This window comes from Phycicoccus endophyticus, assembly GCF_011326735.1.
Lineage (GTDB): Bacteria > Actinomycetota > Actinomycetes > Actinomycetales > Dermatophilaceae > Phycicoccus > Phycicoccus endophyticus.
On sequence record NZ_JAANCN010000002.1, the window covers coordinates 226,244 to 246,653 of the forward strand.

The 20,410-nt window shown below is 75.2% G+C and carries 19 protein-coding genes; 11 read left to right on the plus strand and 8 right to left on the minus strand.

The features are described 5' to 3' along the window. Nucleotides 1-6: 6 nt before the first annotated feature. Together G8D98_RS04110 and pdhA are read right to left on the minus strand one after the other, a co-directional pair. Complete coding sequence (locus tag G8D98_RS04110) at nt 7-978, minus strand: alpha-ketoacid dehydrogenase subunit beta (RefSeq protein ID WP_166099467.1); 972 nt, start codon at nt 976-978, stop codon at nt 7-9. Continuing rightward, complete coding sequence (gene pdhA, locus G8D98_RS04115) at nt 975-2,174, minus strand: pyruvate dehydrogenase (acetyl-transferring) E1 component subunit alpha (RefSeq protein ID WP_373868499.1); 1,200 nt, start codon at nt 2,172-2,174, stop codon at nt 975-977. The genes G8D98_RS04110 and pdhA overlap by 4 nt, the downstream gene beginning before the upstream one ends. A gap of 169 nt (nt 2,175-2,343) precedes the next feature. Here pdhA and G8D98_RS04120 point away from each other — a divergent pair, with 169 nt between their 5' ends. Further along, nucleotides 2,344-2,838 (plus strand): hypothetical protein, encoded by a 495-nt coding sequence (locus G8D98_RS04120; RefSeq protein WP_166099469.1) that lies wholly within the window; start codon nt 2,344-2,346, stop codon nt 2,836-2,838. A gap of 91 nt (nt 2,839-2,929) precedes the next feature. Continuing rightward, the gene (locus G8D98_RS04125; protein ID WP_166099471.1) at nt 2,930-4,726 is read left to right on the plus strand and encodes an alpha/beta hydrolase; all 1,797 of its coding nucleotides are present in this window, start codon (nt 2,930-2,932) and stop codon (nt 4,724-4,726) included. A gap of 27 nt (nt 4,727-4,753) precedes the next feature. Here G8D98_RS04125 and G8D98_RS04130 read toward each other — a convergent pair whose 3' ends face one another. The 4 genes from G8D98_RS04130 to G8D98_RS04145 are packed head-to-tail and all read right to left on the minus strand — an operon-like array spanning nt 4,754 to nt 7,687. After that, the gene (locus G8D98_RS04130; protein WP_166099474.1) at nt 4,754-5,179 is read right to left on the minus strand and encodes a hypothetical protein; all 426 of its coding nucleotides are present in this window, start codon (nt 5,177-5,179) and stop codon (nt 4,754-4,756) included. Next, nucleotides 5,176-6,369 carry a molybdopterin-dependent oxidoreductase gene (locus G8D98_RS04135; protein ID WP_223179078.1) on the minus strand — a complete coding sequence of 398 codons (1,194 nt, stop codon included), beginning with the start codon at nt 6,367-6,369 and terminating at the stop codon, nt 5,176-5,178. The genes G8D98_RS04130 and G8D98_RS04135 overlap by 4 nt, the downstream gene beginning before the upstream one ends. Beyond that, on the minus strand, nt 6,366-7,031 hold the full coding sequence (locus tag G8D98_RS04140) for a TIGR04282 family arsenosugar biosynthesis glycosyltransferase (protein WP_205859698.1): 666 nt from the start codon (nt 7,029-7,031) through the stop codon (nt 6,366-6,368). Before G8D98_RS04140 ends, G8D98_RS04135 begins: the two co-directional genes overlap by 4 nt. After that, nucleotides 7,028-7,687: a glycosyltransferase family 2 protein gene (locus G8D98_RS04145; RefSeq protein WP_166099478.1), complete on the minus strand. Its 660-nt coding sequence runs from the start codon at nt 7,685-7,687 to the stop codon at nt 7,028-7,030. The genes G8D98_RS04140 and G8D98_RS04145 overlap by 4 nt, the downstream gene beginning before the upstream one ends. 125 nt (nt 7,688-7,812) lie before the next feature. Here G8D98_RS04145 and G8D98_RS04150 point away from each other — a divergent pair, with 125 nt between their 5' ends. Then, nucleotides 7,813-9,198, plus strand: a complete 1,386-nt coding sequence (locus G8D98_RS04150; protein ID WP_166099482.1) for a hypothetical protein — start codon at nt 7,813-7,815, stop codon at nt 9,196-9,198. Between the two features lie 24 nt (nt 9,199-9,222). On the opposite strand, the gene G8D98_RS04155 is transcribed toward G8D98_RS04150, so the two are convergent. Together G8D98_RS04155 and hisC are read right to left on the minus strand one after the other, a co-directional pair. After that, nucleotides 9,223-10,284 carry an NAD-dependent epimerase/dehydratase family protein gene (locus G8D98_RS04155; protein WP_223179076.1) on the minus strand — a complete coding sequence of 354 codons (1,062 nt, stop codon included), beginning with the start codon at nt 10,282-10,284 and terminating at the stop codon, nt 9,223-9,225. 29 nt (nt 10,285-10,313) lie between these two features. Then, entirely contained in the window at nt 10,314-11,432 is a 1,119-nt protein-coding gene (hisC, locus tag G8D98_RS04160) for a histidinol-phosphate transaminase (RefSeq protein ID WP_166099487.1), read from the minus strand. Between the two features lie 59 nt (nt 11,433-11,491). On the opposite strand from hisC, the gene G8D98_RS04165 reads away from it, so the two are divergent. The 8 genes from G8D98_RS04165 to G8D98_RS04200 all read left to right on the plus strand — a co-directional run bounded on the left by G8D98_RS04165 (nt 11,492) and on the right by G8D98_RS04200 (nt 20,301). Beyond that, nucleotides 11,492-12,334 (plus strand): aldo/keto reductase, encoded by an 843-nt coding sequence (locus G8D98_RS04165; protein ID WP_166099489.1) that lies wholly within the window; start codon nt 11,492-11,494, stop codon nt 12,332-12,334. Between the two features lie 67 nt (nt 12,335-12,401). After that, a complete protein-coding gene (locus G8D98_RS04170) occupies nt 12,402-12,788 on the plus strand; it encodes a phage holin family protein (RefSeq protein WP_166099491.1) in 387 nt (128 codons plus the stop codon). 42 nt (nt 12,789-12,830) lie between these two features. Further along, nucleotides 12,831-13,850 (plus strand): UDP-glucose 4-epimerase GalE, encoded by a 1,020-nt coding sequence (galE, locus tag G8D98_RS04175; RefSeq protein WP_166099493.1) that lies wholly within the window; start codon nt 12,831-12,833, stop codon nt 13,848-13,850. A 249-nt stretch (nt 13,851-14,099) separates the two neighbouring features. Beyond that, nucleotides 14,100-15,557 (plus strand): cytochrome ubiquinol oxidase subunit I, encoded by a 1,458-nt coding sequence (locus tag G8D98_RS04180; protein WP_166099495.1) that lies wholly within the window; start codon nt 14,100-14,102, stop codon nt 15,555-15,557. Nucleotides 15,558-15,574: 17 nt separating this feature from the next. Continuing rightward, nucleotides 15,575-16,606 (plus strand): cytochrome d ubiquinol oxidase subunit II, encoded by a 1,032-nt coding sequence (cydB, locus tag G8D98_RS04185; protein ID WP_166099497.1) that lies wholly within the window; start codon nt 15,575-15,577, stop codon nt 16,604-16,606. Nucleotides 16,607-16,625: 19 nt separating this feature from the next. Then, nucleotides 16,626-18,212, plus strand: a complete 1,587-nt coding sequence (gene cydD, locus G8D98_RS04190; RefSeq protein WP_166099500.1) for a thiol reductant ABC exporter subunit CydD — start codon at nt 16,626-16,628, stop codon at nt 18,210-18,212. Next, nucleotides 18,209-19,858 carry a thiol reductant ABC exporter subunit CydC gene (cydC, locus tag G8D98_RS04195; RefSeq protein ID WP_166099502.1) on the plus strand — a complete coding sequence of 550 codons (1,650 nt, stop codon included), beginning with the start codon at nt 18,209-18,211 and terminating at the stop codon, nt 19,856-19,858. The genes cydD and cydC overlap by 4 nt, the downstream gene beginning before the upstream one ends. 2 nt (nt 19,859-19,860) lie before the next feature. Further along, nucleotides 19,861-20,301, plus strand: coding sequence for a BlaI/MecI/CopY family transcriptional regulator (locus tag G8D98_RS04200; protein WP_166099504.1), 441 nt, complete (start codon nt 19,861-19,863; stop codon nt 20,299-20,301). Nucleotides 20,302-20,410 lie beyond the last annotated feature (109 nt).

Genomic DNA, 20,410 nt, shown 5'->3' on the forward strand with positions numbered 1-20,410 from the left:
TGCCTTTCAGTACGCGAGTGAACGGTCGACGGCGTCGAGCACCCGGTCCAGGTCCGGCAGGAAGTCGTCCTCGAGCCGGCTCGGCGGGTAGGGGACGTTGTAGCCGCCGACCCGCAGCACCGGGGCCTCGAGCTCGTAGAACGCGCGCTCCGAGAGCATCGCCGACAGCTCCGCCCCGAGCCCGAGGAAGGTCGGGGCCTCGTGGACGACGACGACCCGCCCGGTCCGCCGCGCCGAGGCGAGCACCGTCTCCTCGTCGAGCGGCGAGAGGCTGCGCAGGTCGACGACCTCGAGGGAGTGCCCGTCCTCCTGCGCGGCCTGCGCCGCCTGCAGGCACGTCTTGACCATCGGCCCGTAGGCGAGCAGCGTCACGTCGGTGCCCTCGCGCACCACCCGGGCCGAACCGAGCGCACCGGCCGGCTCCTCGCCGACCTCTCCCTTGTCCCAGTAGCGCCGCTTGGGCTCGTAGAAGATGACCGGGTCGTCGGTCTCGATCGCCTGCTGGATCATCCAGTGCGCGTCGTGCGGCGTCGAGCAGGCGAGGACCCGCAGCCCGGCGGTGTGCGCGAAGTAGGCCTCGTTGGACTCGCTGTGGTGCTCGACCGCCCCGATGCCCCCACCGACGGGGATCCGGATGACCATCGGCACGCGCACCGACCCGAGCGAGCGGGCGTGCAGCTTGGCGACCTGGCTGACGATGTGGTCGAAGGCCGGGTAGACGAACCCATCGAACTGGATCTCGACGACCGGCCGGTACCCGCGCAGCGCCAACCCGATGGCCGTGCCGACGATGCCCGCCTCCGCGAGCGGGGTGTCGACGACGCGGTCCTCGCCGAAGTCCTTCTGCAGCCCCTCGGTGACCCGGAAGACGCCGCCGAGCTTGCCGATGTCCTCGCCCATGAGCACGACGCGCGAGTCCTTCTCCATCGCCGCGCGCAGGCCGGTGGTGATGCCCTTGGCCAGGGTCGTCGTGCTCACCGGGCCACCTCCTGCTCGAAGGAGGCCTGGTACTCGGTGAACCACGCCCGCTCGCGGGCGGTGACCGGATGGGCCTCGGCGTACACGTGGTCGAACATCGCCGTGCCGTCGGGGTCGGGCATCGCGAGGCACCGCTCGCGCACCGAGCGGCCGAGCTCGTCGGCCTCGGCCTCGACCGCCTCGAAGAAGGCCGCGTCGGCGGTGCCGCTCGTGGTCAGCCAGCGCTTGTACCGTTCGATCGGGTCGCGGTGCTTCCACACCTCGACCTCCGCCGAGACCCGGTACTTCGTCGGGTCGTCGGAGGTCGTGTGCGCCCCCATCCGGTAGGTGTAGGCCTCGACGAACGTCGGGCCCTGCCCGCAGCGGGCGTTCTCGAGGGCCTGGGCGGTCACCGCGTAGACGGCGAGCACGTCGTTGCCGTCGACCCGGATGCCGGGGAAGCCGAAGCCTCGCGCGCGGTGCCACAGCGGGGCGCGGGTCTGCTTCTCGTTCGGCTCGGAGATCGCCCACTGGTTGTTCTGGCAGAAGAAGACGACGGGCGAGTTGTTGACGCCGGCGAACACGAGCGCCTCGGAGACGTCCCCCTGGGAGCTCGCGCCGTCGCCGAAGTAGGCGATGACCGCGGTGTCCCGCTGGGGGTCGCCGGTGCCGACGTCGCCGTCGCGCTGGACGCCCATGGCGTAGCCCGTCGCGTGGAGGGTCTGTGCGCCGATGATGATCGTGTAGAGGTGGAAGTTCTTCTCGTCGGGGTCCCAGCCGCCGTGGTTGACGCCGCGGAACATCCCGAGCAGGTTCACCGGGTCGACCCCGCGGCACCAGGCCACGCCGTGCTCGCGGTAGGTCGGGAAGGCGTGGTCCTGGGGGCGCAGCGCCCGCCCGGAGCCGACCTGGGCCGCCTCCTGCCCGAGCAGGCTGGCCCACAGCCCGAGCTCGCCCTGGCGCTGGAGCGCGGTGGCCTCGGCGTCGAAGCGCCGGATGAGCACGAGGTCGCGGTAGAGGCCCTGCAGCTCCTCGCGCGAGAGCGCCTCCACGAGGGGGTCGAGCTCGGGATGGGCGACGCGCTCGCCCTCGGGGGTGAGCAGCTGGACCATGTCCGGGCCGCCCTCGTGCGCGGGCCGGTCGGGCAGCTCCGCGTGCGTCACGTGATGGTCCACTCCGAATGCGGTCTCCAGGGGGGCGACCTCGTCGTCGCTCACGGGCACTCCTTCGCCAGGGCCCCGGGGTGGCGGGGCCGTTCTCGAGGCGTCGCGACCGGGTGCGGGGTGTGGCAGCGGTCACGGCCAGGGTCGGCCCCACGGTACCGGGCCTCCCGGGGCCGGCGGGAGTGCCCGGGGCCCACGGCGGGCGGCGGATAGGCTCGCCGCCATGCACGCCCTCATCCTCTGGTGCGGCTTCGCCGGCGGCTGGCTGCTCGTCGCCGGGCCGGTCTACCAGGCGGCGGTCGAGCTGTCGGAGATGGACGTCGAGCGCTCCGAGATCAGTGCCCTCGCCGAGGAGGTGACGCCACCGAAGCGCACGTCACCGTGGTGGTGGCTGCTGCCGCCGGTCGCCTACGTCCTGCGGCGGCGCGAGTCGGAGGCCTACCAGCGGCGAGTGGTCGAGGCGATGACCCCGCGGCACCTGGAGCAGTTCGTCGCCTTCACCTCCAAGGCCACGGGATGGCTGTTCGTCGCGGTCGGGGCGCTGCTCATCGCGACGAAGGAGACCTACGAGCTCGCCGAGCACCTCGAGTGGCCGTCGTGGGCCGTGTGGGCCGTCGCCGCGGGCATGGCACTGCTCTGCAGCCTGAACACCGCCGTGCGGATGCAGCGGGCGCGCGCCCTTCTCGAGCGGCGCGCGGCGCCGGAGCCCGGCGCCTGAGCGACGTCCGGGGCCACACCGCGGAACCACCGACCCCCGAGCGCGGCGGCCCCGTACCCTGCTGGGGGTCGAGAAGCGGCCGGAGGTCGGGATGAGCACAGTGCAGGCGCGCGCGCGTCCGGAGCAGGAGCGCCGCCGCTCCGTCCCCGTCCTGCGCCACGCCGTCGCCGCCGGTGGCCTCATCCAGCGCCTCGAGCCGCCCCTCGGCCGGCCGACCTCCCTCGTCGAGCCCCGCTTCTCGGGGGTCGGGCTCACCCTCGGCGGCGTCTTCGCCGCGGCCTCGCTGCTGCCGTCGCTGCTGCCGCGCCCCTCGGTCGTCCAGGGGGTGATCAGCGGCGTCAGCCTCGCGGTCGGCTACGGCACCGGGACGGCCGCGGCGGCCACCTGCCGCTACCTCGGGGTGCCCGAGCCGCGTGGCCGGCTGCGCGAAGGGCTCGTCGGCGCCTCGGTGGCCGTGTGCGTCGGGCTGCTCTTCCTCGCGGCCTGGAAGCAGGTCGGCTGGCAGAACGACATCCGCCGGCTGTACGGGATGCCACCGATCGGCCCGCAGGGCTGGCCGGTGGTCGCGGCCGTCACGGTGCTCGTCGCCGTCGCGCTGCTGCTGCTCGGGCGGGTCGTCGGGGCCGCGTTCCGCACGGTGCGCCGGGCCCTCGGGCGGCTCCTGCCGCGGCGGCTCGCGACGCTGCTCGGCGGGGCGGTCGTCGTCGTCGTCTGCTGGGCGCTGTTCACGGGCGTCCTCGTCAACGGCTTCTTCGCCGGGGCGAACGCGCTCTTCGCGCCGTCGGACCAGGTCGTCAGCGCCGACAGCACGCCGCCGACCGCGCGGGTGCGCTCGGGAGGCCCCGGGTCGCTCGTCTCGTACGACGACCTCGGCGCCGAAGGACGCAGCTTCGTCTCGGGTGGCCCGAGCGTCGAGGACATCGACGCCGTGACCGGAGGCGGCGCCCGGCTGCCGGTACGCGTCTACGTCGGGCTGCGCAGTGCCGACACCGTCCAGGAACGCGCCGACCTCGTGCTCGCCGAGCTCAAGCGGACCGGCGCCTTCGAGCGCAAGGTCCTCGTGCTCGCCACGACCACCGGTACCGGCTACCTCGACAGCAACGGCACCGACCCGCTGGAGTACCTGTGGAACGGCGACACCGCGATCGCCGGAGTCCAGTACTCCTACCTGCCGAGCTGGATCTCCCTGCTCGCCGACCAGGACACGGTGCAGGCGACCTCGCAGGCGGTCTTCACGACCGTGCACCGCTACTGGTCGACCCTGCCGGAGTCCTCCCGCCCCAAGCTCTACCTCTACGGGCTCTCGCTCGGGGCCTACGGGGTCGAGAGCATCCTCGGGTCGATCAACCTGCTCAACGAGCCCATCGACGGGGCGCTGCTCGTCGGGCCGCCGTTCGTCAGCCCGGTCCACGACCAGCTGACGGCCGAGCGCGACCCGGGCTCGCCGGCGTCGCTGCCGGTCTACGGCCAGGGCCGCACGGTCCGCTTCGCCTCCGAGCAGGAGGGGGCGGCCCGCACCCCCGGACCCTGGGGCCCGACCCGGGTGGTCTACCTCCAGCACGCCTCCGACCCGGTCGTCTTCTTCGACAGCGACCTCGCCTTCGCCCCACCGCAGTGGCTGAGCGACGGCCAGCGCGGCCCGGACGTCTCCCCCCGGATGGGGTGGTTCCCCATGGTGACGATGGTCCAGGTGCTCCTGGACCTGCCCGGGGCCGGGAGCGTTCCCATGGGCTACGGGCACCTGTACTCCGCGCCCGCGAACGAGCGGGCCTGGGTCGCGATCACCCAGCCGCCCGGGTGGGACTCGGCGGGGCTGACCCGGCTCGCGCGGGTGCTGGCCGGGCGGCCCCACCCCTACGGCACGTCCTCGGTCACCATCGCCCCCTGAGCCCTCCCGGTCGCTGCGGGGCCGGCGTCAGGGTGTCGGCGGCGGGACCGGCCCGGCGACGGCGCGCCGGCGGCGTGCGGCGTCGAGCGCGGTGCCGAGCACGGCCAGGGCGGCGACGACGAGCCAGCCGGCGAGGTAGGGGCGGTCGAGCAGCGTCGGGTTGTCCGCGCGCGCACCGAAGCGCCCGAGCACGGGAACCGCGACGAGGGTGAGCGGGCCGAGGACGACGAGCAGCCGGACCAGCGGCGGGCGCAGCCACGACGGCACCCGCCGCGCCGCGAGGGCGCCGAGGAGGAGGACGAGCGGAGCGAGCAGCGCGTCGTGGACGACGATGCCGCCGGCGAGCCACGCGGCGATCTCGAGGAGCTGACCGGAGAGCCCCGCGAGGAGCACCAGCCCCCAGCCGACCAGGGCGGCACCGGCCAGCCCGAGCACCACCCGCCCGGCGCTCACGCCCGGACCACCTCGACCTCGCCGAGCCACTTGGTCTGCAGCACCCCGGAGCGCGCCGGTGCGATGAGCCGGCACGGGTAGCCGTGGTCGGGGTGCAGCGGCTCCCCGCCGAGAGTCAGCGCGAGGAGCGAGTCGTCCCGGGCCACCCAGGCGGCGGGCAGGGTGCTCTCGCGGTAGGCACCTCGGCGCTGGAGGGAGCGGACGGTGACGTCGTCCTGCGGTGTGCCCCCGACGAGGGCGACGACGTCACGGACCGCCACCCCGCCCCACGTGCCGCTGGCGCTCCAGCCCTCGACGCAGGCGATCGGGAGCACCGCCGTGCGCTGCCGCATGGCGAGCAGATCCTCGCGGGAGAGCCGGGTGCTGCCCGCGGGCCCGCGCACGAGCAGCCGCCAGCCCGGGTCGGCGGCCAGGTCGGTGACCGCGGCGGCCACCGCGCTGCGGTTGACGGGGACCCCCTGGGGCCCCGCCCCCGACCGCACGGCGAGCACGGCGACCCGCCGCAGCCCGGGCACCCCGGCCGCCGTCGTCGCGAGCACCGCCACCCCCGCCGACAGCCAGGTCATCCGCAGCAGCGAGCGCCGCGAGGGTGCCCCCGCCCGCTCCGGCCGGTCCTCGACCCGCTGCTCGAGCGCCGCCCGCACGAGCGGGAGCTTGACGGCGACGTGGACGAGCACCGACCCGGCCGCGACGGCGCCGAGGGCGAAGTGGGTGCGCACGAAGTCGAAGCCCCACGGGTACCACTGGGCGCTGTTGGCCAGGCCGGTCGCGAGCTGCACGACGCACGAGCCGACGAGCACCGCCACCGAGACCCGTTCGAGCAGGTGCCCGAGCAGCCGGCGCGGCGCGCGCGGCGGGCGCACGAACAGCCGGGGGAAGACCGACCACAGCTTGACGAGCAGCAACGGCACCGCCGCGGTGCCCGAGGCGACGTGCAGCCCCTGGGTCACCTGGTACAGACGTGCGGGGCGGGTCGGCAGCGGCAGCCAGGCCACGGGGTGCTGCAGCAGGTGGCTGTAGAGCCCGGTCGCGAAGCACACGAGGAAGGCCGCCCCGAGCCACCCGCCCACCCGGGCCGCGGTCCGCGGTCCCCGCAGCGGGCTCGGGAAGTCCTGCGGGCGCGGCAGCAGCGCCTCGAGCCGGCCGGCGACCCCGCGCAGCCTCCGCTCCCCGACCGCTGACCCGCTCACCGCCGCACCAGCTCGCGCCACCGCCGCGCGAAGCGGGTCCGGGGCGCCTGCGCGGCCACGGCCACCGCGTCCTCGAGCTCGTCGACGTCGCGCAGCAGGGGCCCCTCGAGCGGCGGGTGGCCGGCCGCGTCGAGGGCCGCCGCGGTGAGCCGGCCGGTGTCCGGCCGGCTCATCGGGACGCCGGCGAGCACGCGGGCCTGGTGCGGGTGGGTCGTCACGAGAACCCACCAGCCACCGTCGAGCGCCGGGCCGAGTACCGGGGCGGCGTGCTCGCGGGCCAGCGTCGCGACGCCCCGCAGGACGGCGGGGGTCACCTGGGGGGTGTCCATCCCGACCTGGACGACCGGCCCGCCGGCGAGCCGGTGTGCCTGACGGTGCCCGTCGACGAGCCGCTGCGCGAAGGAGGCGCCGCCCTGGGGCACGACGTGCCAGTCCGCGACGGCGGCCCGCAGCTCGGCCTCGCGGGTGGCGCCGGCCAGGTCCCCGGCCAGCGCCAGGACCCGTCGCCCGCGGGGCCACACCCGGGCGGCGGTCTCGACGGTGTCGAGCAGCGCGGCGGCCGCCAGCTCGGCCGCCTCCTCGTCCCCGACGCCCGCGGCCAGGCGGGTCTTGGCCCGGCCGGGCACCGGGGCCTTGGCCATGACGAGGATGCTGCCCCTCACGGCAGCACCCGCGCGAAGTCGCGCGCCGCCCGCAGCGTCCCGCTGAGCGAGCCGGAGACCTTCGAGCGGGTCCCCGCGGCCCGCGGGTGGTAGGAGATGTCGTGCTCGACGATCGTCCAGCCGGCGCGCCGGGCGCGCACGAGCAGCTCGACCGGGTAGCCGAAGCGCCGGTCCTGCACCCCGAGGTCGAGCAGGTCCTGGCGCCGGCAGACCCGGGCCGGGGCGATGTCGCGCACGGTGAGCCCGGTGCGTCGGCGCAGCCACGCGAGGACCGCCGCGTTCCCGAGCCGCGCGTGCCACGGCCACACCCCTCGGGCCGCGCGGCGGCGGCGCCCGACGGCCATCGTCGCCGCACCGGAGCGCACCAGCGCCAGCAGGGGCAGCAGCTCGCGGGGGTCCATCGAGCCGTCGCCGTCGAGGACCGCGAGGTACTCACCGCGGGCCGCCACGACGCCGGCGTGGACCGCTGCGCCGTACCCCGCCCGGGTCTCCGACACCACGGTGGCGCCGTGCCGCCGCGCGACCTGCGCGGTGCCGTCGCGTGAGCCGTTGTCGACGACGACGACGTGGAAGTCGCCCGGCACCCGGGCCAGCAACCCGGGCAGGGCCGCCGCCTCGTCCCGGCACGGGAGCACGAGGTCGCACGTCGTCGTCACCCTGGCGACCCTAGGTGCGTGGGGCCCGGGCGGCACCGGCTGCGGGCCTTACGGTCCCGTGACGTCGAGGGTCGGCCCGCTCGCGGGCCACCGGCCGCGGGGTGGGGGCACGGCATGCTGGGCGGATGCCCGCCGCCCGCTCCGCGCCCCCCCGCCGTGGCACCGGCCGGGGGGCCCGGTGGGGGCTCGGCGTGGGGCTGCTCCTCGTCTCCGTCTCGATGCTGCTGCCGCCCGTGCTCGGGCTCGAGGTCACCGCCGGCACCGCGGCACCGCTGCTCGGGGACTGGATGGTGCGCGTCGGACCCTCGAGCGCCGTCGCGCTCGGCGTCGTCGCGCTCACCGCCCACCCCGGGCTGCGCCGCTCTGCCGACCGGATGTCGTGGCGTCGGCTGCTCGCGGCGTCCTGGCTCCTCGCGGCCGGGTGGATGGTCTCCCTGGCGCTCGTCGACGGCTACGCCGGGATGGGGCGCATCCTCGACGCCGGCACGGAGTACCTGCGCAGCGCCCGCGGTGTCGACGACGTCGGGCAGCTGCTGCGGGAGTACGTCACGCGCATCCCCCTGGGCGCACCCCGGCACTGGCCGGTCCACCTCGCGGGGCACCCCCCGGGGGCGGTCCTCGTCTTCGTCGCGCTCGACCGGCTGGGCCTCGGGGCGTGGCAGGCGGCCGGCCCGGTCGTCGTCGCCGTCGGGGCGAGCGTCCCGGCGGCCGTCGCGGTCACGCTGGACCGCCTCGGGGCGCGCGCGAGCGCCCGCACGCTGCTGCCCTTCCTCGCCGTCGGACCCGCGGCGGTGCTCATGGCGGTCTCCGCGGACGCGGTCTTCGCCGCGACCGTCGCCTGGGGCGCGGCGGCGCTCGCCGCGGCCACCGCGGCCACCGGGGTCCGCCGAGGAGCGCTCGCCGTCGTCGCGGGCCTGCTGCTCGGCTGGGCGGTCATGGAGTCCTACGGGCTCGTCCTCGCCGGGCTGCTCGCCGTCGGTGTGCTCCTCGCGGCGCGCGTCCCGGGGCGTGCCCGGGCCGTCGCGGGGGCGCTGTGCGCGGGGGCGGCGCTCGCGGTGGTCCTCGGCGTCGCGGCGGCGGGGTTCGCGTGGTGGGAGGCCTTCCCGGTGCTCCACGACCGCTACCGGGCGGGTCTCGCGAGCAGCCGGCCCGCGGGCTACTGGGTCGTGGGCAACCTCGGGGCGTTCGTGCTCGCCGCGGGGCTCCTGCTGCCGGCCGGGGTGGGGGCAGCGGCCGCGCCGGTGTGGCGCCTGACGACCCGGGCGGGCCGGGCGGCCGCCGCACCCTGGGAGCGGGCGGCGGGGCCGCTGCTCGCCGCCGGCGGCGCGATGGTCCTCCTCGCCGACGTCTCCCTGCTCAGCAAGGCCGAGGTGGAGCGGATCTGGCTGCCGTTCCTGCCGTGGCTGATGCTCGGCGTGCTCTGGCTGCCGCCCCGCTGGCGCCGGTGGGGGCTGCCCGCGCAGGCGGTCCTGGGGCTGCTCCTCGCCCACACCGTGGACACCGTGTGGTGACCCGGTCGGCCGGCGAGCCCGGGCTCAGGGCCGCAGCGGCGCCGTGGCGAAGGCGGCCAGCCCCTCCTGCGGGGTGACCCGGGCGGTGAACCCGAGCTCGGCCCGGGCCCGCTCGGGCGAGGCCACGACGTGGCGGACGTCGCCGATGCGGTACTGCCCGGTGACCCGGGGGTGCAGCTGCCGGCTCGAGCCGGCGGCGACGTGCCGGGCGACGTCGGCCACCGCGACGGGGTGGCCGGAGCAGACGTTGTAGGCGGTGTGCGTCGCCCGGGGCCGGGTGAGCACGGCCTCGGCGGCGGCCACGGTGGCCCGGGCCACGTCGTCGACGTGGACGAAGTCGCGCATCTGGCGCCCGTCCTCGTAGACCGTCGGCGGCTCGCCTCGCTCGAGCGAGGAGCGGAACATCGCGGCGACGCCCGAGTACGGGGTGTCCCGCGGCATCCCCGGCCCGTAGACGTTGTGGTAGCGCAGCGAGACGGCGGACCCCGGGGACTGGCGCGCCCAGGCCGCCGCGTACCCCTCCTGGGCCACCTTGCTCACGGCGTAGGCCGAGCGCGGGTCGAGCGGGGCCTCCTCGTCGACGAGCTCCCAGTCGAGCGGCCCCGCGCAGACCGGGCACGGGGTGTCGAACCGGCCGGCGTCGAGGGCCTCGCGGGTGCGCGGCCCGGGCGCCTGGGCACCGTGCTCCGGGCAGGAGTAGCGACCCTCGCCGTAGACGACCATCGAGGAGGCCTGGACGACGCCGCGCACGCCGGTGGCGTGCATCGCCGCGAGGACGGCCGCGGTGCCGAGGTCGTTGTGCCCCGCGTAGGCCGGCAGGTCGGCGGCGCTGGCGCCGGCGCCGACCATCGCCGCGAGGTGCACCACGACCTCGACCCCCTGGAGGAGGTCGCCCCAGGCCGGCGCCTCACGGGTGTCGAGCACGTGCAGGCCGCCGGGCGGGTGCTCGCGGGTCCCGGGCCCGTGCGCCTCGGGCAGGAGCAGGTCGACGGCGACGACGTCGTGGCCGGCGGTGACCAGCCGGCGCCAGGTCGCCGTCCCGACGAAACCGGCCGCGCCGGTGAGCAGAACGCGCACGCCGGCCATCCTGCCCTGCCGGGGCCCGGCACGGCGGGTCAGCCGTGCCGCGCCCGCCGGAAGCGCCCGGCCACCTCGAGGAGCCGGTCGTTGGCCTCGGGCTCGGCGACCGTGGCGCGGACGCCGTCGAGGCCGTAGGGGCGCACGGTGAGACCCTCGGCGTCGCAGGCCTGCGCGAAGTCCGGGGTCTCCTCCCCGAGGTCGAACCACACGAAGTTCGCCTGCTGGTCGGGGATCTCCCAGCCCTGCTCCCGCAGCGCGGCGACCACCCGCTCGCGCTCGGCGACGATCTCCTTGACCCGCACGGCGAGCTCGTCGGCCGCCTCGAGCGAGGCCACCGCCGCCACCTGCGCGAGCGAGTTGACACCGAAGGGCAGCGCGCAGGCCCGCAGGGCCCGGGCCACCGGCTCGTGGGCGACGGCGTACCCCACCCGCAGCCCGGCGAGCCCGTAGGCCTTGGAGAAGGTGCGCAGCACGACGACGTTGGGCCGGGCCCGGTGCTGCGCCATCGCGTCCGGGGCGTCCGGGGCGTCGACGAACTCGAGGTAGGCCTCGTCGAGGACGACGAGCACCTCCGGGGGCACCCGGTCGAGGAACGCCTCGAGCTCGGCGGCCCCGACGGTGGTCCCCGTGGGGTTGTTCGGGGTGCACACGAGGACGAGGCGGGTCCGCTCGGTCACCGCGTCGGCCATCGCCGCGAGGTCGTGCCGGGCACCGGGAGCGAGCGGCACCATGACCGGCCGGGCCCCGGCGAGCGTCGTGAGGATGGGGTAGGCCTCGAAGGAGCGCCACGCGAAGACGACCTCGTCACCGTCGTCGCACGTCGCCCGGACCAGCTGGTCGAGCACCCCCACCGAGCCGGGGCCGGTGGCGATCCGCTGCGCCGGCACCCCCAGGTGCGCCGCGAGGGCCTCGGTGAGCTCGGCGACCGCGAGGTCGGGGTAGCGGTTGACCCCGCCCGCGGCACCCCGGACGGCCTCGAGCACCGAGGGCAGCGGCGGGAACGGGTTCTCGTTGCTGCTGATCTTGTAGGCGGTCAGGCCCTCGCGCACCGTCGCGGGCCGGCCGGGGGTGTAGACGGGCAGGGCGTCGAGGGCACCGCGCAGGCGCACCGGGGCACCGTCGGCGGCGCCCTGGGCGGGGGGGACGGCAGTCATGGCTCCCACTGTAGGTGCGGGCGCGCCGGCGCCCCCGCCGCCGCGTAGCGTGGACCGGCATGACAGCCGAGAGCACCACCCACCGTCTCGCCGACGGCACGTCCCTCCCCCTCGTCGGCTTCGGCACCTACCCGCTGCGCGGCGAGGAGGGCGTCGCGGCCATGGTCTCCGCCCTGCAGGCCGGGTACCGCTACCTCGACACCGCGGTCAACTACGAGAACGAGGCCGAGGTCGGCGAGGCCCTGCGCCGCAGCGGGCTCCCCCGCGAGCAGGTGACCGTGGCGACGAAGGTCCCGGGGCGCGACCACGAGCGGGAGCGGGCCCTGGAGTCGCTGCGCGGCTCGGCCGCCCGGCTCGGGGTGGAGCAGATCGACGTCGCCCTCATCCACTGGCCGAACCCCGGCCGGGGCCTCTACCCGCAGGCCTGGCAGGCACTCGTCGAGGCCCAGCGGGAGGGCCTGGTGCGCACCATCGGCGTCAGCAACTTCACCGAGGACCACCTCACCCGGGTCATCGAGGAGACCGGTGTGACGCCGGCCCTGAACCAGGTCGAGATGCACCCGCTCTTCCCCCAGGAGCGGATGCGGGCCGTGCACGCCCGCCTCGGCATCCTCACCCAGGCCTGGAGCCCGCTCGGGAAGCGGCAGGCGCCGTTCGACGCCGAGCCGGTGCTCGCCGCGGCCCGGGCGCACGACGTGACGCCCGGCCAGGTCATCCTGCGCTGGCACCTGGAGCTCGGGTCGATGCCGCTGCCGAAGTCGGCCACGCCACACCGCCAGCGCGAGAACCTCGAGGTCACGGGCTTCCGGCTGACCGCCGAGGAGGTCGCCGCGGTCTCGGCGCTCGGGCGCGCGGACGGGCGGCTCTTCGGCGGCGACCCCGACACCCACGAGGAGATGTGAGCCGGCGTCCGCCCCGGCGCGGTGGCGCCCCGAGACGGCGGGCGCGCGGACCTGTCATGATCGTGACGTGACGAACTTCCTCATCCGGGTCGGCATCAACGCGGTCGCCCTCTGGGTCGCCGCCCTCGTCGTGCCCGGCGTCGACCTCGCCGCAGACCAGACGACGTGGACGACCAAGGTCGTGACGATCGTCCTCGTCGCCCTCCTCTTCGGCCTGGTCAACGCGGTCATCAAGCCGGTCGTGAAGTTCTTCTCCTTCCCCTTCGTCGTCCTGACGCTCGGGCTGTTCACGTTCGTCGTCAACGCCTTCATGCTCCAGATCACCGAGTGGATCAGCGACGCCGTCGGGCTCTCGTTCTCCATCGACGAGTTCTGGTGGCAGGCGATCGGCGCCGCGATCGTCATCACCCTCGTGTCCTGGGTGCTCAACGTCGTCCTCCCCGACGACGACTGACGACCCGCCACCGCGCGCTCGCCGGCGGCTAGGGTCGTCGCCATGCGCGTCCTCGTCTCCGGCGGTGCCGGCTACATCGGGTCCCACACCGTCGTCCAGCTCGTCGGCTCCGGGCACGACGTCGTCGTCGTGGACTCCTTCGCCAACGCCAAGCCCACGGTCGTCGGGCGGGTCGAGGCGCTCACCGGGCAGCCGCTCGACGTGCGCTCCTTCGACCTGACCGACCGCGACAAGACCGAGCACCTCTTCGCCGACGAGCGCTTCGACGCGGTCATCCACTTCGCGGGGCTCAAGGCGGTCGGCGAGAGCGTCGAGAAGCCCCTGGAGTACTACGAGAACAACCTCGGGTCGACCTTCTCCCTCGTGCGCGCGATGCGGCGCCACGGCGTGCGCCGGCTCGTCTTCTCCTCCTCCGCCACCGTCTACGGAGCCGACGCGCCCGTCCCGATGCACGAGGACCTGCCGACCTCGGCGACCAACCCGTACGGCTGGACCAAGGTCATGCAGGAGCAGGTCCTGCGCGACGTGGCCGCGGCCGACCCGACGTGGCGGGTGGCCCTGCTGCGCTACTTCAACCCGGTCGGGGCCCACCCCTCCGGGACGATCGGCGAGGACCCCTCGGACGTGCCGAACAACCTCATGCCGTTCATCGCCCAGGTGGCCGTGGGGCGGCGCGAGAAGCTCATGGTGTTCGGCGACGACTACCCCACCCCCGACGGCACCGGGGTGCGCGACTACATCCACGTCGAGGACCTCGCCGCCGGGCACGTCGCGGCGCTGCACCGGCTCGGCGAGACGAGCGCCCCGGTCTCGACGTGGAACCTCGGCACAGGCCACGGCACCTCCGTCCTGGAGCTGCTGCACGCCTTCGAGCGGGCCTGTGGGCACGAGCTGCCCTACGAGGTCGTCGCCCGGCGGCCCGGGGACATCGCCGCCTCCTACGCCGACCCCGCACGCGCCGAGGCCGAGCTCGGCTGGCGGGCCACCCGCACGGTCGACGACATGTGCGCCGACACCTGGCGCTGGCAGTCGCGCAACCCCCGCGGCTACCCCGACGCCTGACTCCCCCGGCCCCCGGCCTCCCCGGCCTTCCCGGCGTCGAGTGCGCACCCGGCTGCCCCGGCCACCACTTGCGCACTCACCACCCGCGGGCCCCCACCGCGAGTGCGCACCCGGCTGCCCCGGCCACCACTTGCGCACTCGACGCCGGCCGGGTGGGGCGGATCACGGCGCGAGCGCGACCGAGGTCTACGACACCGTGTAGTTTGTACTACGTCACGTCGTACATCACCCCTCGCCAGGAGCCAGGACATGGGATCTTCGCTCGACGTCGCTCGATGGCAGTTCGCCATCACGACCGTCTACCACTTCCTCTTCGTCCCCGTGACGATCGGGATGTCCGGGGTCGTCGCGTACTTCCACACCCAGTGGGTCCGCACGCACCGCCCGGAGTACTACCGGCTGACCAAGTTCTTCGGGAAGCTGTTCCTCATCAACTTCGCCCTCGGGCTGGTCACGGGCATCGTCCAGGAGTTCCAGTTCGGCATGAACTGGTCGGACTACTCCCGCTTCGTCGGCGACATCTTCGGCGCCCCGCTGGCGTTCGAGGCCCTCCTGGCGTTCTTCCTCGAGTCCACCTTCCTCGGGGTCTGGGTCTTCGGCTGGGGCCGCGTCCCGGAGAAGCTGCACGCGAGCACGATGTGGCTCACCCACATCGGCACCGTGCTCTCCGCGTACTTCATCCTCGCGGCGAACTCGTTCATGCAGCACCCGGTCGGCTACACGTTCAACCCGGACACCGGCCGCGCCGAGATGTCCGACTTCGTCGCCGTCCTCACCAACAAGGTCCAGCTCGTGACCTTCCCGCACGTCGTCCTGTCGGCCTACATGGTCGGCGGCGCCGTGATCATGGGCGTCGGGCTGTGGCTGCTGCGGCGTGACCGCGGCACCGACGACGAGCCGGTCTACCGCAAGGCGGTCCGGGTCGGCGCGGTCGTCGCCCTCGTGGCCTCGGTCGGGGTCGTCGTCTCCGGCGACGTCCAGGGCAAGATCATGACCGAGGTCCAGCCGATGAAGATGGCCGCGGCCGAGGCGCTCTACGACACCGAGTCCAACGCGCCGTTCTCGGTGCTGTCCATCGGTGCGCTCGACGGCAGCAGCGCCACCCGGATCATCGAGGTCCCGGGCCTGCTCTCCTTCCTCGGCACCGGCAGCTTCGACGGCACGGTCGAGGGCATCAACGACCTGAAGGTCACCGAGCGCGAGATGGCCCAGAAGGTCGCCGACCAGTACGGCCCGGACGTCGCGGTGCTCGTCGCCGACGACGACTACACGCCGATCATCCCGGTCGCCTACTGGACCTTCCGGCTGATGATGGGCTTCGGCTTCCTCACGATGATCTTCGCCGCCATGGCGCTGTGGACCACCCGCAAGGGCGGTGTGCCCCAGTCGCGCTGGTGGACCTGGGTCGCCGTGCTCACCCCGCTGCTGCCGATCATCGCCAACAGCTTCGGCTGGATCTTCACCGAGATGGGCCGCCAGCCGTGGCTCGTCTACGGCCTCATGACGACGGCGACCGGGGTCTCCCCGTCGGTGAGCGTCGGGGAGGTGTGGGTGTCGATGGTCGTCTACACCCTCGTCTACGCCGCGCTCGCGGTCGTCGAGGTCAAGCTCTTCCTCACCTACGTCAAGCGTGGCGCGGACCCCTACGAGGACCCCTCCGAGCACGCCGACGCCGATGAGGACGCCCCCCTCCAGTTCGCCTACTGACACCAGGGACTACTGACATGGACACTCTGCAGCTCGTCTGGTTCGGCCTCATCGGCCTCCTGTGGGCGGGGTACCTCGTCCTCGAGGGCTTCGACTTCGGTGTCGGCGCCCTGCTCCCGGCCCTCGGCGCCGGCCGCGACGCGGTCGAGACCGAGAAGCGCCGCCGGGTCATGCTCACGACGATCGGCCCGCACTGGGACGGCAACGAGGTCTGGCTGCTCACCGCCGGTGGCGCCACCTTCGCGGCCTTCCCCGAGTGGTACGCGACGATGTTCTCCGCCTTCTACCTGCCGCTGCTCCTCGTCCTCGTCGCGCTCATCGTGCGCAACATGGGCTTCGAGTACCGCGGCAAGCGCGACGACGACACCTGGCGCGCGCGGTGGGACTGGGCGATCATCGGCGGCTCGGTCGTCGCGCCGTTCCTCGTCGGCGTGGCGCTGACCAACGTCGTGCACGGCGTGCCGCTCGACGGCGACAGCGAGTACACCGGCAACCTGTTCACCCTGCTCAACCCGCTCAGCCTGCTCGGCGGCCTCACCGTGCTCGCCCTCTCGCTGACCCACGGCGCGTTCTTCCTCGCCCTGAAGACCACGGGCACGATCCGCGAGGACGCCCGCCGGATGGGGACGACGCTCGGCCTGGTCGCGGCCGGCCTGGCCGTCGTCACCCTCCTGTGGCTCGGCGTCTCGACCGGCTCGGTGTGGTCCTGGGTGACGACGGTCATCGCGGCCGGCGCGCTGCTCGGGGCGATCTTCGCGAACACCAAGCGCCGGGAGGGATGGGCCTTCGTCGGCACCGCGGTCACCGCGGCGATGGCGGTGGCGACGTACTTCCTCGCCCTCTACCCCGACGTCATGCCGAGCTCGCTCACCGGTGGTCGCTCGCTGACCATCGAGAACGCCTCGAGCAGCCCGCTGACGCTGAAGATCATGACCGGCGCGGCCCTGGTCTTCACGCCGATCGTCCTGCTCTACACCGCCTACACCTACTACACCTTCCGCAAGCGGATCGGGACCCAGCACATCCCCGCTGCCGTCGCGGTCAAGTGACGAGGAGACCCGGCCCGCGATGAGGCCCTTCGACCCCCGCGTCCTCGCCGTCGCCCCGGCAGCGCGCCGACCGGTCGCCGTGCTGGCGCTCGTCGGTGTGCTCCAGGGCGCGGCGACGATCGGGACGGCGTTCGCCCTGGCGGCGCTCGTCGTCGCGGTCGTCGAGGGGTCGGGGCTCGTCGGGCCGGCGGGCTGGCTCGCGGCGCTGCTGCTGGCCCGGGCCGTGCTGTCCTGGGTCGCCGAGCGGGTCGCGGCCTGGGCGGGCGTCGAGGTGACGGCCGCCCTGCGCTCGGCGCTGCTGCGGCGGTGGCTCGCGGTGCCCGCCGAGGGCCGGCCCGACCCCGACCGCGGAGCCACCCTCGCGGCGCAGGGGGTCGCGGCGGTCGAGCCGTACGCGGCCCGCTTCCTGCCGGCCCTGGTGGCCGGGGCCGTCGTCCCGGTCCTCGCCGTCGCCGCGCTCGTCGGGGTCGACTGGGTGAGCGCGCTCGTCGTCGTCCTCACCCTGCCGCTGCTGCCGCTGTTCGCCGCGCTCATCGGGGCGGCCACCCGCGACGAGACCGAGCGGCGGTGGCAGGCGCTCTCGGCCCTCGCGGGGCACTTCGTCGACGTCATGCGCGGCCTGCCGACCCTCGTCGGCTACGGTCGCGCCGACCGCCAGGTCGAGGTGGTGGCACAGGTCAGCCGCCGGCACCGGGCCGCGACGATGCGCACCCTGCGCCTGGCCTTCCTCTCCTCCGCGGCCCTGGAGCTGCTCGCGTCGATCTCGGTCGCCATCGTCGCCGTCACCGTCGGGCTGCGCCTCACCTACGGCACGGTCAGCCTGCACACCGGCCTGCTCGCCATCCTCCTGGCCCCCGAGGCCTACTGGCCGATCCGCCGGGTCGGTGCCGAGTTCCACAACGCCGCCGACGGAGCCGAGGCGGTGGCCGCCGTCCTCGAGGACGTCGACGCCGGCCGGGCCGCCCCCGTCCCCTCGCCGTCGGCACCCGAGCTCGGCGTCACCCTCGAGCGGGTCTCCTACACCTACCCCGGCGCCACCACGCCGGTGCTGGCCGAGGTCGACCTCGCCGTCGGGCCGGGCCTGACGGTCGTCACCGGCACCTCGGGCGCGGGGAAGTCGACGCTTCTCGAGCTCGTCGCCGGGCTGCGCGTCCCGACGAGCGGTGTCGTGAGCGCCGGCCCGGCGCACCTGGTCACCCAGCGGCCCTTCCTCCCGGCGGGCACCCTGCGCCAGGCGCTCGCGCTCGGCACCGGCGCCCCCGACGACGCGCTGTGGGAGGCCCTGCGCAGCGTGGGTCTCGAGGGCTTCGTCGCCGGGCTGCCGCACGCCCTCGGTACCCGACTCGGTGACGACGGCGTCGGGCTGTCGGCGGGGCAGCGGGCGCGGGTGGCCCTGGCCCGGGCGACCCTCTCGACCACCCCCGTCCTGCTCGTCGACGAGCCGACGGCCCACCTGGACACCGCCTCCAGTGAGCTCGTCCACGCTCTGCTGCGCGACCTCGCCGAGCGCCGCACGGTGCTCGCCGTCACCCACCGGCCCGAGCTCGTGCGGCTCGCCGACCGGCACCTCGTCGTCACCGCCACCGCAGCGGAGGTGCACGGATGACCGCCGCCACGGCCGTGGTCCGGCCGACCCGCGCCACGCTGCTCGCCGGCCTGCTCGGCGGCGCCGCCACCTCGGCGGGCATCGCCCTGACGGCCACCTCGGGCTGGCTCATCGTCCGCGCCAGCGAGCGCCCGGTCATCCTCACCCTGCTCGCGGCCATCGTCGCCGTGCGCGCCTTCGGCATGGCCCGCCCGTTCTTCCGCTACCTCGAACGCATCGTCTCCCACGACGCCGCCCTCGGCGACCTCGCCGACCGGCGCAGCGCCCTCTACGCGGCGCTCGTGCCGCTCACACCCGCACGGCTGGGCCGCCGGGCCCGCTCGCGGGTGCTCACCGGTGTCGTCGACGACCTCACCGACGTCGTGGAGGCCCAGGTGCGGGTCACCGTGCCGCTCGTCTCCAGCGCGGTGGCCGGCCTCGGCGCCGCCGTGCTCGCGGCGGCGTTCGCCCCGGCCGTCGGGCTCGTCGTCGCCGGGCTCCTCGTCGTCCTCGCACTCGGCTGCGCCCTGGCGTGGCGTGCCGAGTCCCGGTCGCGCGACGAGCTGCTCGAGGCCCGTGCCGAGACCGCGCGAGTCGCCGACCTCGTCGCCCGGCAGGCCGGCGAGCTGCGGGCCATCGGCGCCGGCGAGGACGCCCTCGGCTGGCTCGAGCAGGCCCACGCCACCCTCCGCGCCGCGGTCCGGCGCCAGAGCCGCGGCCGCGCGCTCGTCGCCGCTCTCGTGCTCGTCGGGACGGCCGCCGCCACCGTCGCCGCGGCGACCGTCGTCGACCCCAGCGTCACCGGCGCCCCGGTGGCCGCGCTGCTCGTCCTGGTGCCGGTCGCCGTCGGGGAGGCCCTCGCCCCGCTCACCGACACCATGCGGGCCCTGGCCCGCGCACAGGGCAGCAACGCCCGGCTCGGCGCGCTGCTCGCCCAGGACCCGGCCGTGCGCGACCCGGAGGCCCCCGCCCCGTGCACCGCCGAGCGCACCACCTCGGGGCCGCTCGTACGGCTCGAGGGGGCACGGGCGTCGTGGGGCGGCGAGGGCGACCAGCTGGCCGCGACCGACCTCGAGCTGGCCCCCGGGCGCCACGTCGCGGTCGTCGGCCCCAACGGGAGCGGCAAGAGCACGCTGCTCGCCGTGCTCGCCCGCCACCTCGACGTCAGCGGTGGCCGGCACACCGTCGACGGCACCGACGTGCGCGAGCTGCCGCTCGAGGAGACCCGCGCCCAGGTGGCCGTGGTCGACGACGAGCCGCACGTGTTCGCGACGACGCTCGCCGAGAACCTCCGCCTGGCCCGCCCGGACGCCGACGACGACGCCGTCCGGCACGCCCTCGACCTCGCCGGCCTCGCGGGCTGGGCCGCCGAGCTGCCCGACGGCCTCGACACCCGGCTGGGCACCGGCGGTCGCGGCGTCTCCGGCGGGGAGCGCACCCGGCTCGGCGTCGCCCGTGCGGTGCTCGCCGACCGTCCCGTCGTCCTCCTCGACGAGCCCACCGCCCACCTGGACCACCCGACGGCGACCGCGGTGCTCGACGACGTCCTCGACGCCACGCGCGAGCGCTCCGTCGTGCTCGTCAGCCACCGTGACGAGGCCCTGGACCGGGTCGACGCCGTCGTCGACCTCGGGGCCCGCCCGACCTCATCCCACCCGAAGGAGTAGCCATGCCGCACTCGACCTCCACCCCTCGCCTCGGTGACCTCGAGCGGCTCGTCATGGAGCGGCTCTGGGAGGCCGGGCGCACCCACGGCGCCACGGTCCGCGACGTCCACGAGGCCCTCGAACGCGACCGGGAGATCGCCTACACGACGGTGATGACCGTCCTGGACCGGCTCGCCAAGAAGGAGCTCGTGACCCGCGAGCGCGACGGACGGGCCTGGCGCTACTTCCCGGCGGACACCCGGGAGGCGCTCACGGCGCAGACGATGCGCCGCACCCTGGACGACATGGACGTCACCGACCGGCGGGCCGCGCTGCTGCACTTCCTCGACGGCGCCAGCTCGGACGAGATCGCCGACCTCAAGGCCGCCCTCGCGGTGGTCGAGTCGCGGGCGGACGAGGAGGCGAGCGCCCCGCGGGGTCTACGCGGCCGGCTGCGGCGCTGACCGCCCCGTAGCCGACGGCCACGACTCCACCACACCGGCCCCCGGGTCTCCCGCCGGGACGGGCCCCCGGCCGGACACCGGACACGTCCGGGTCTCGACGGGCGGCTGA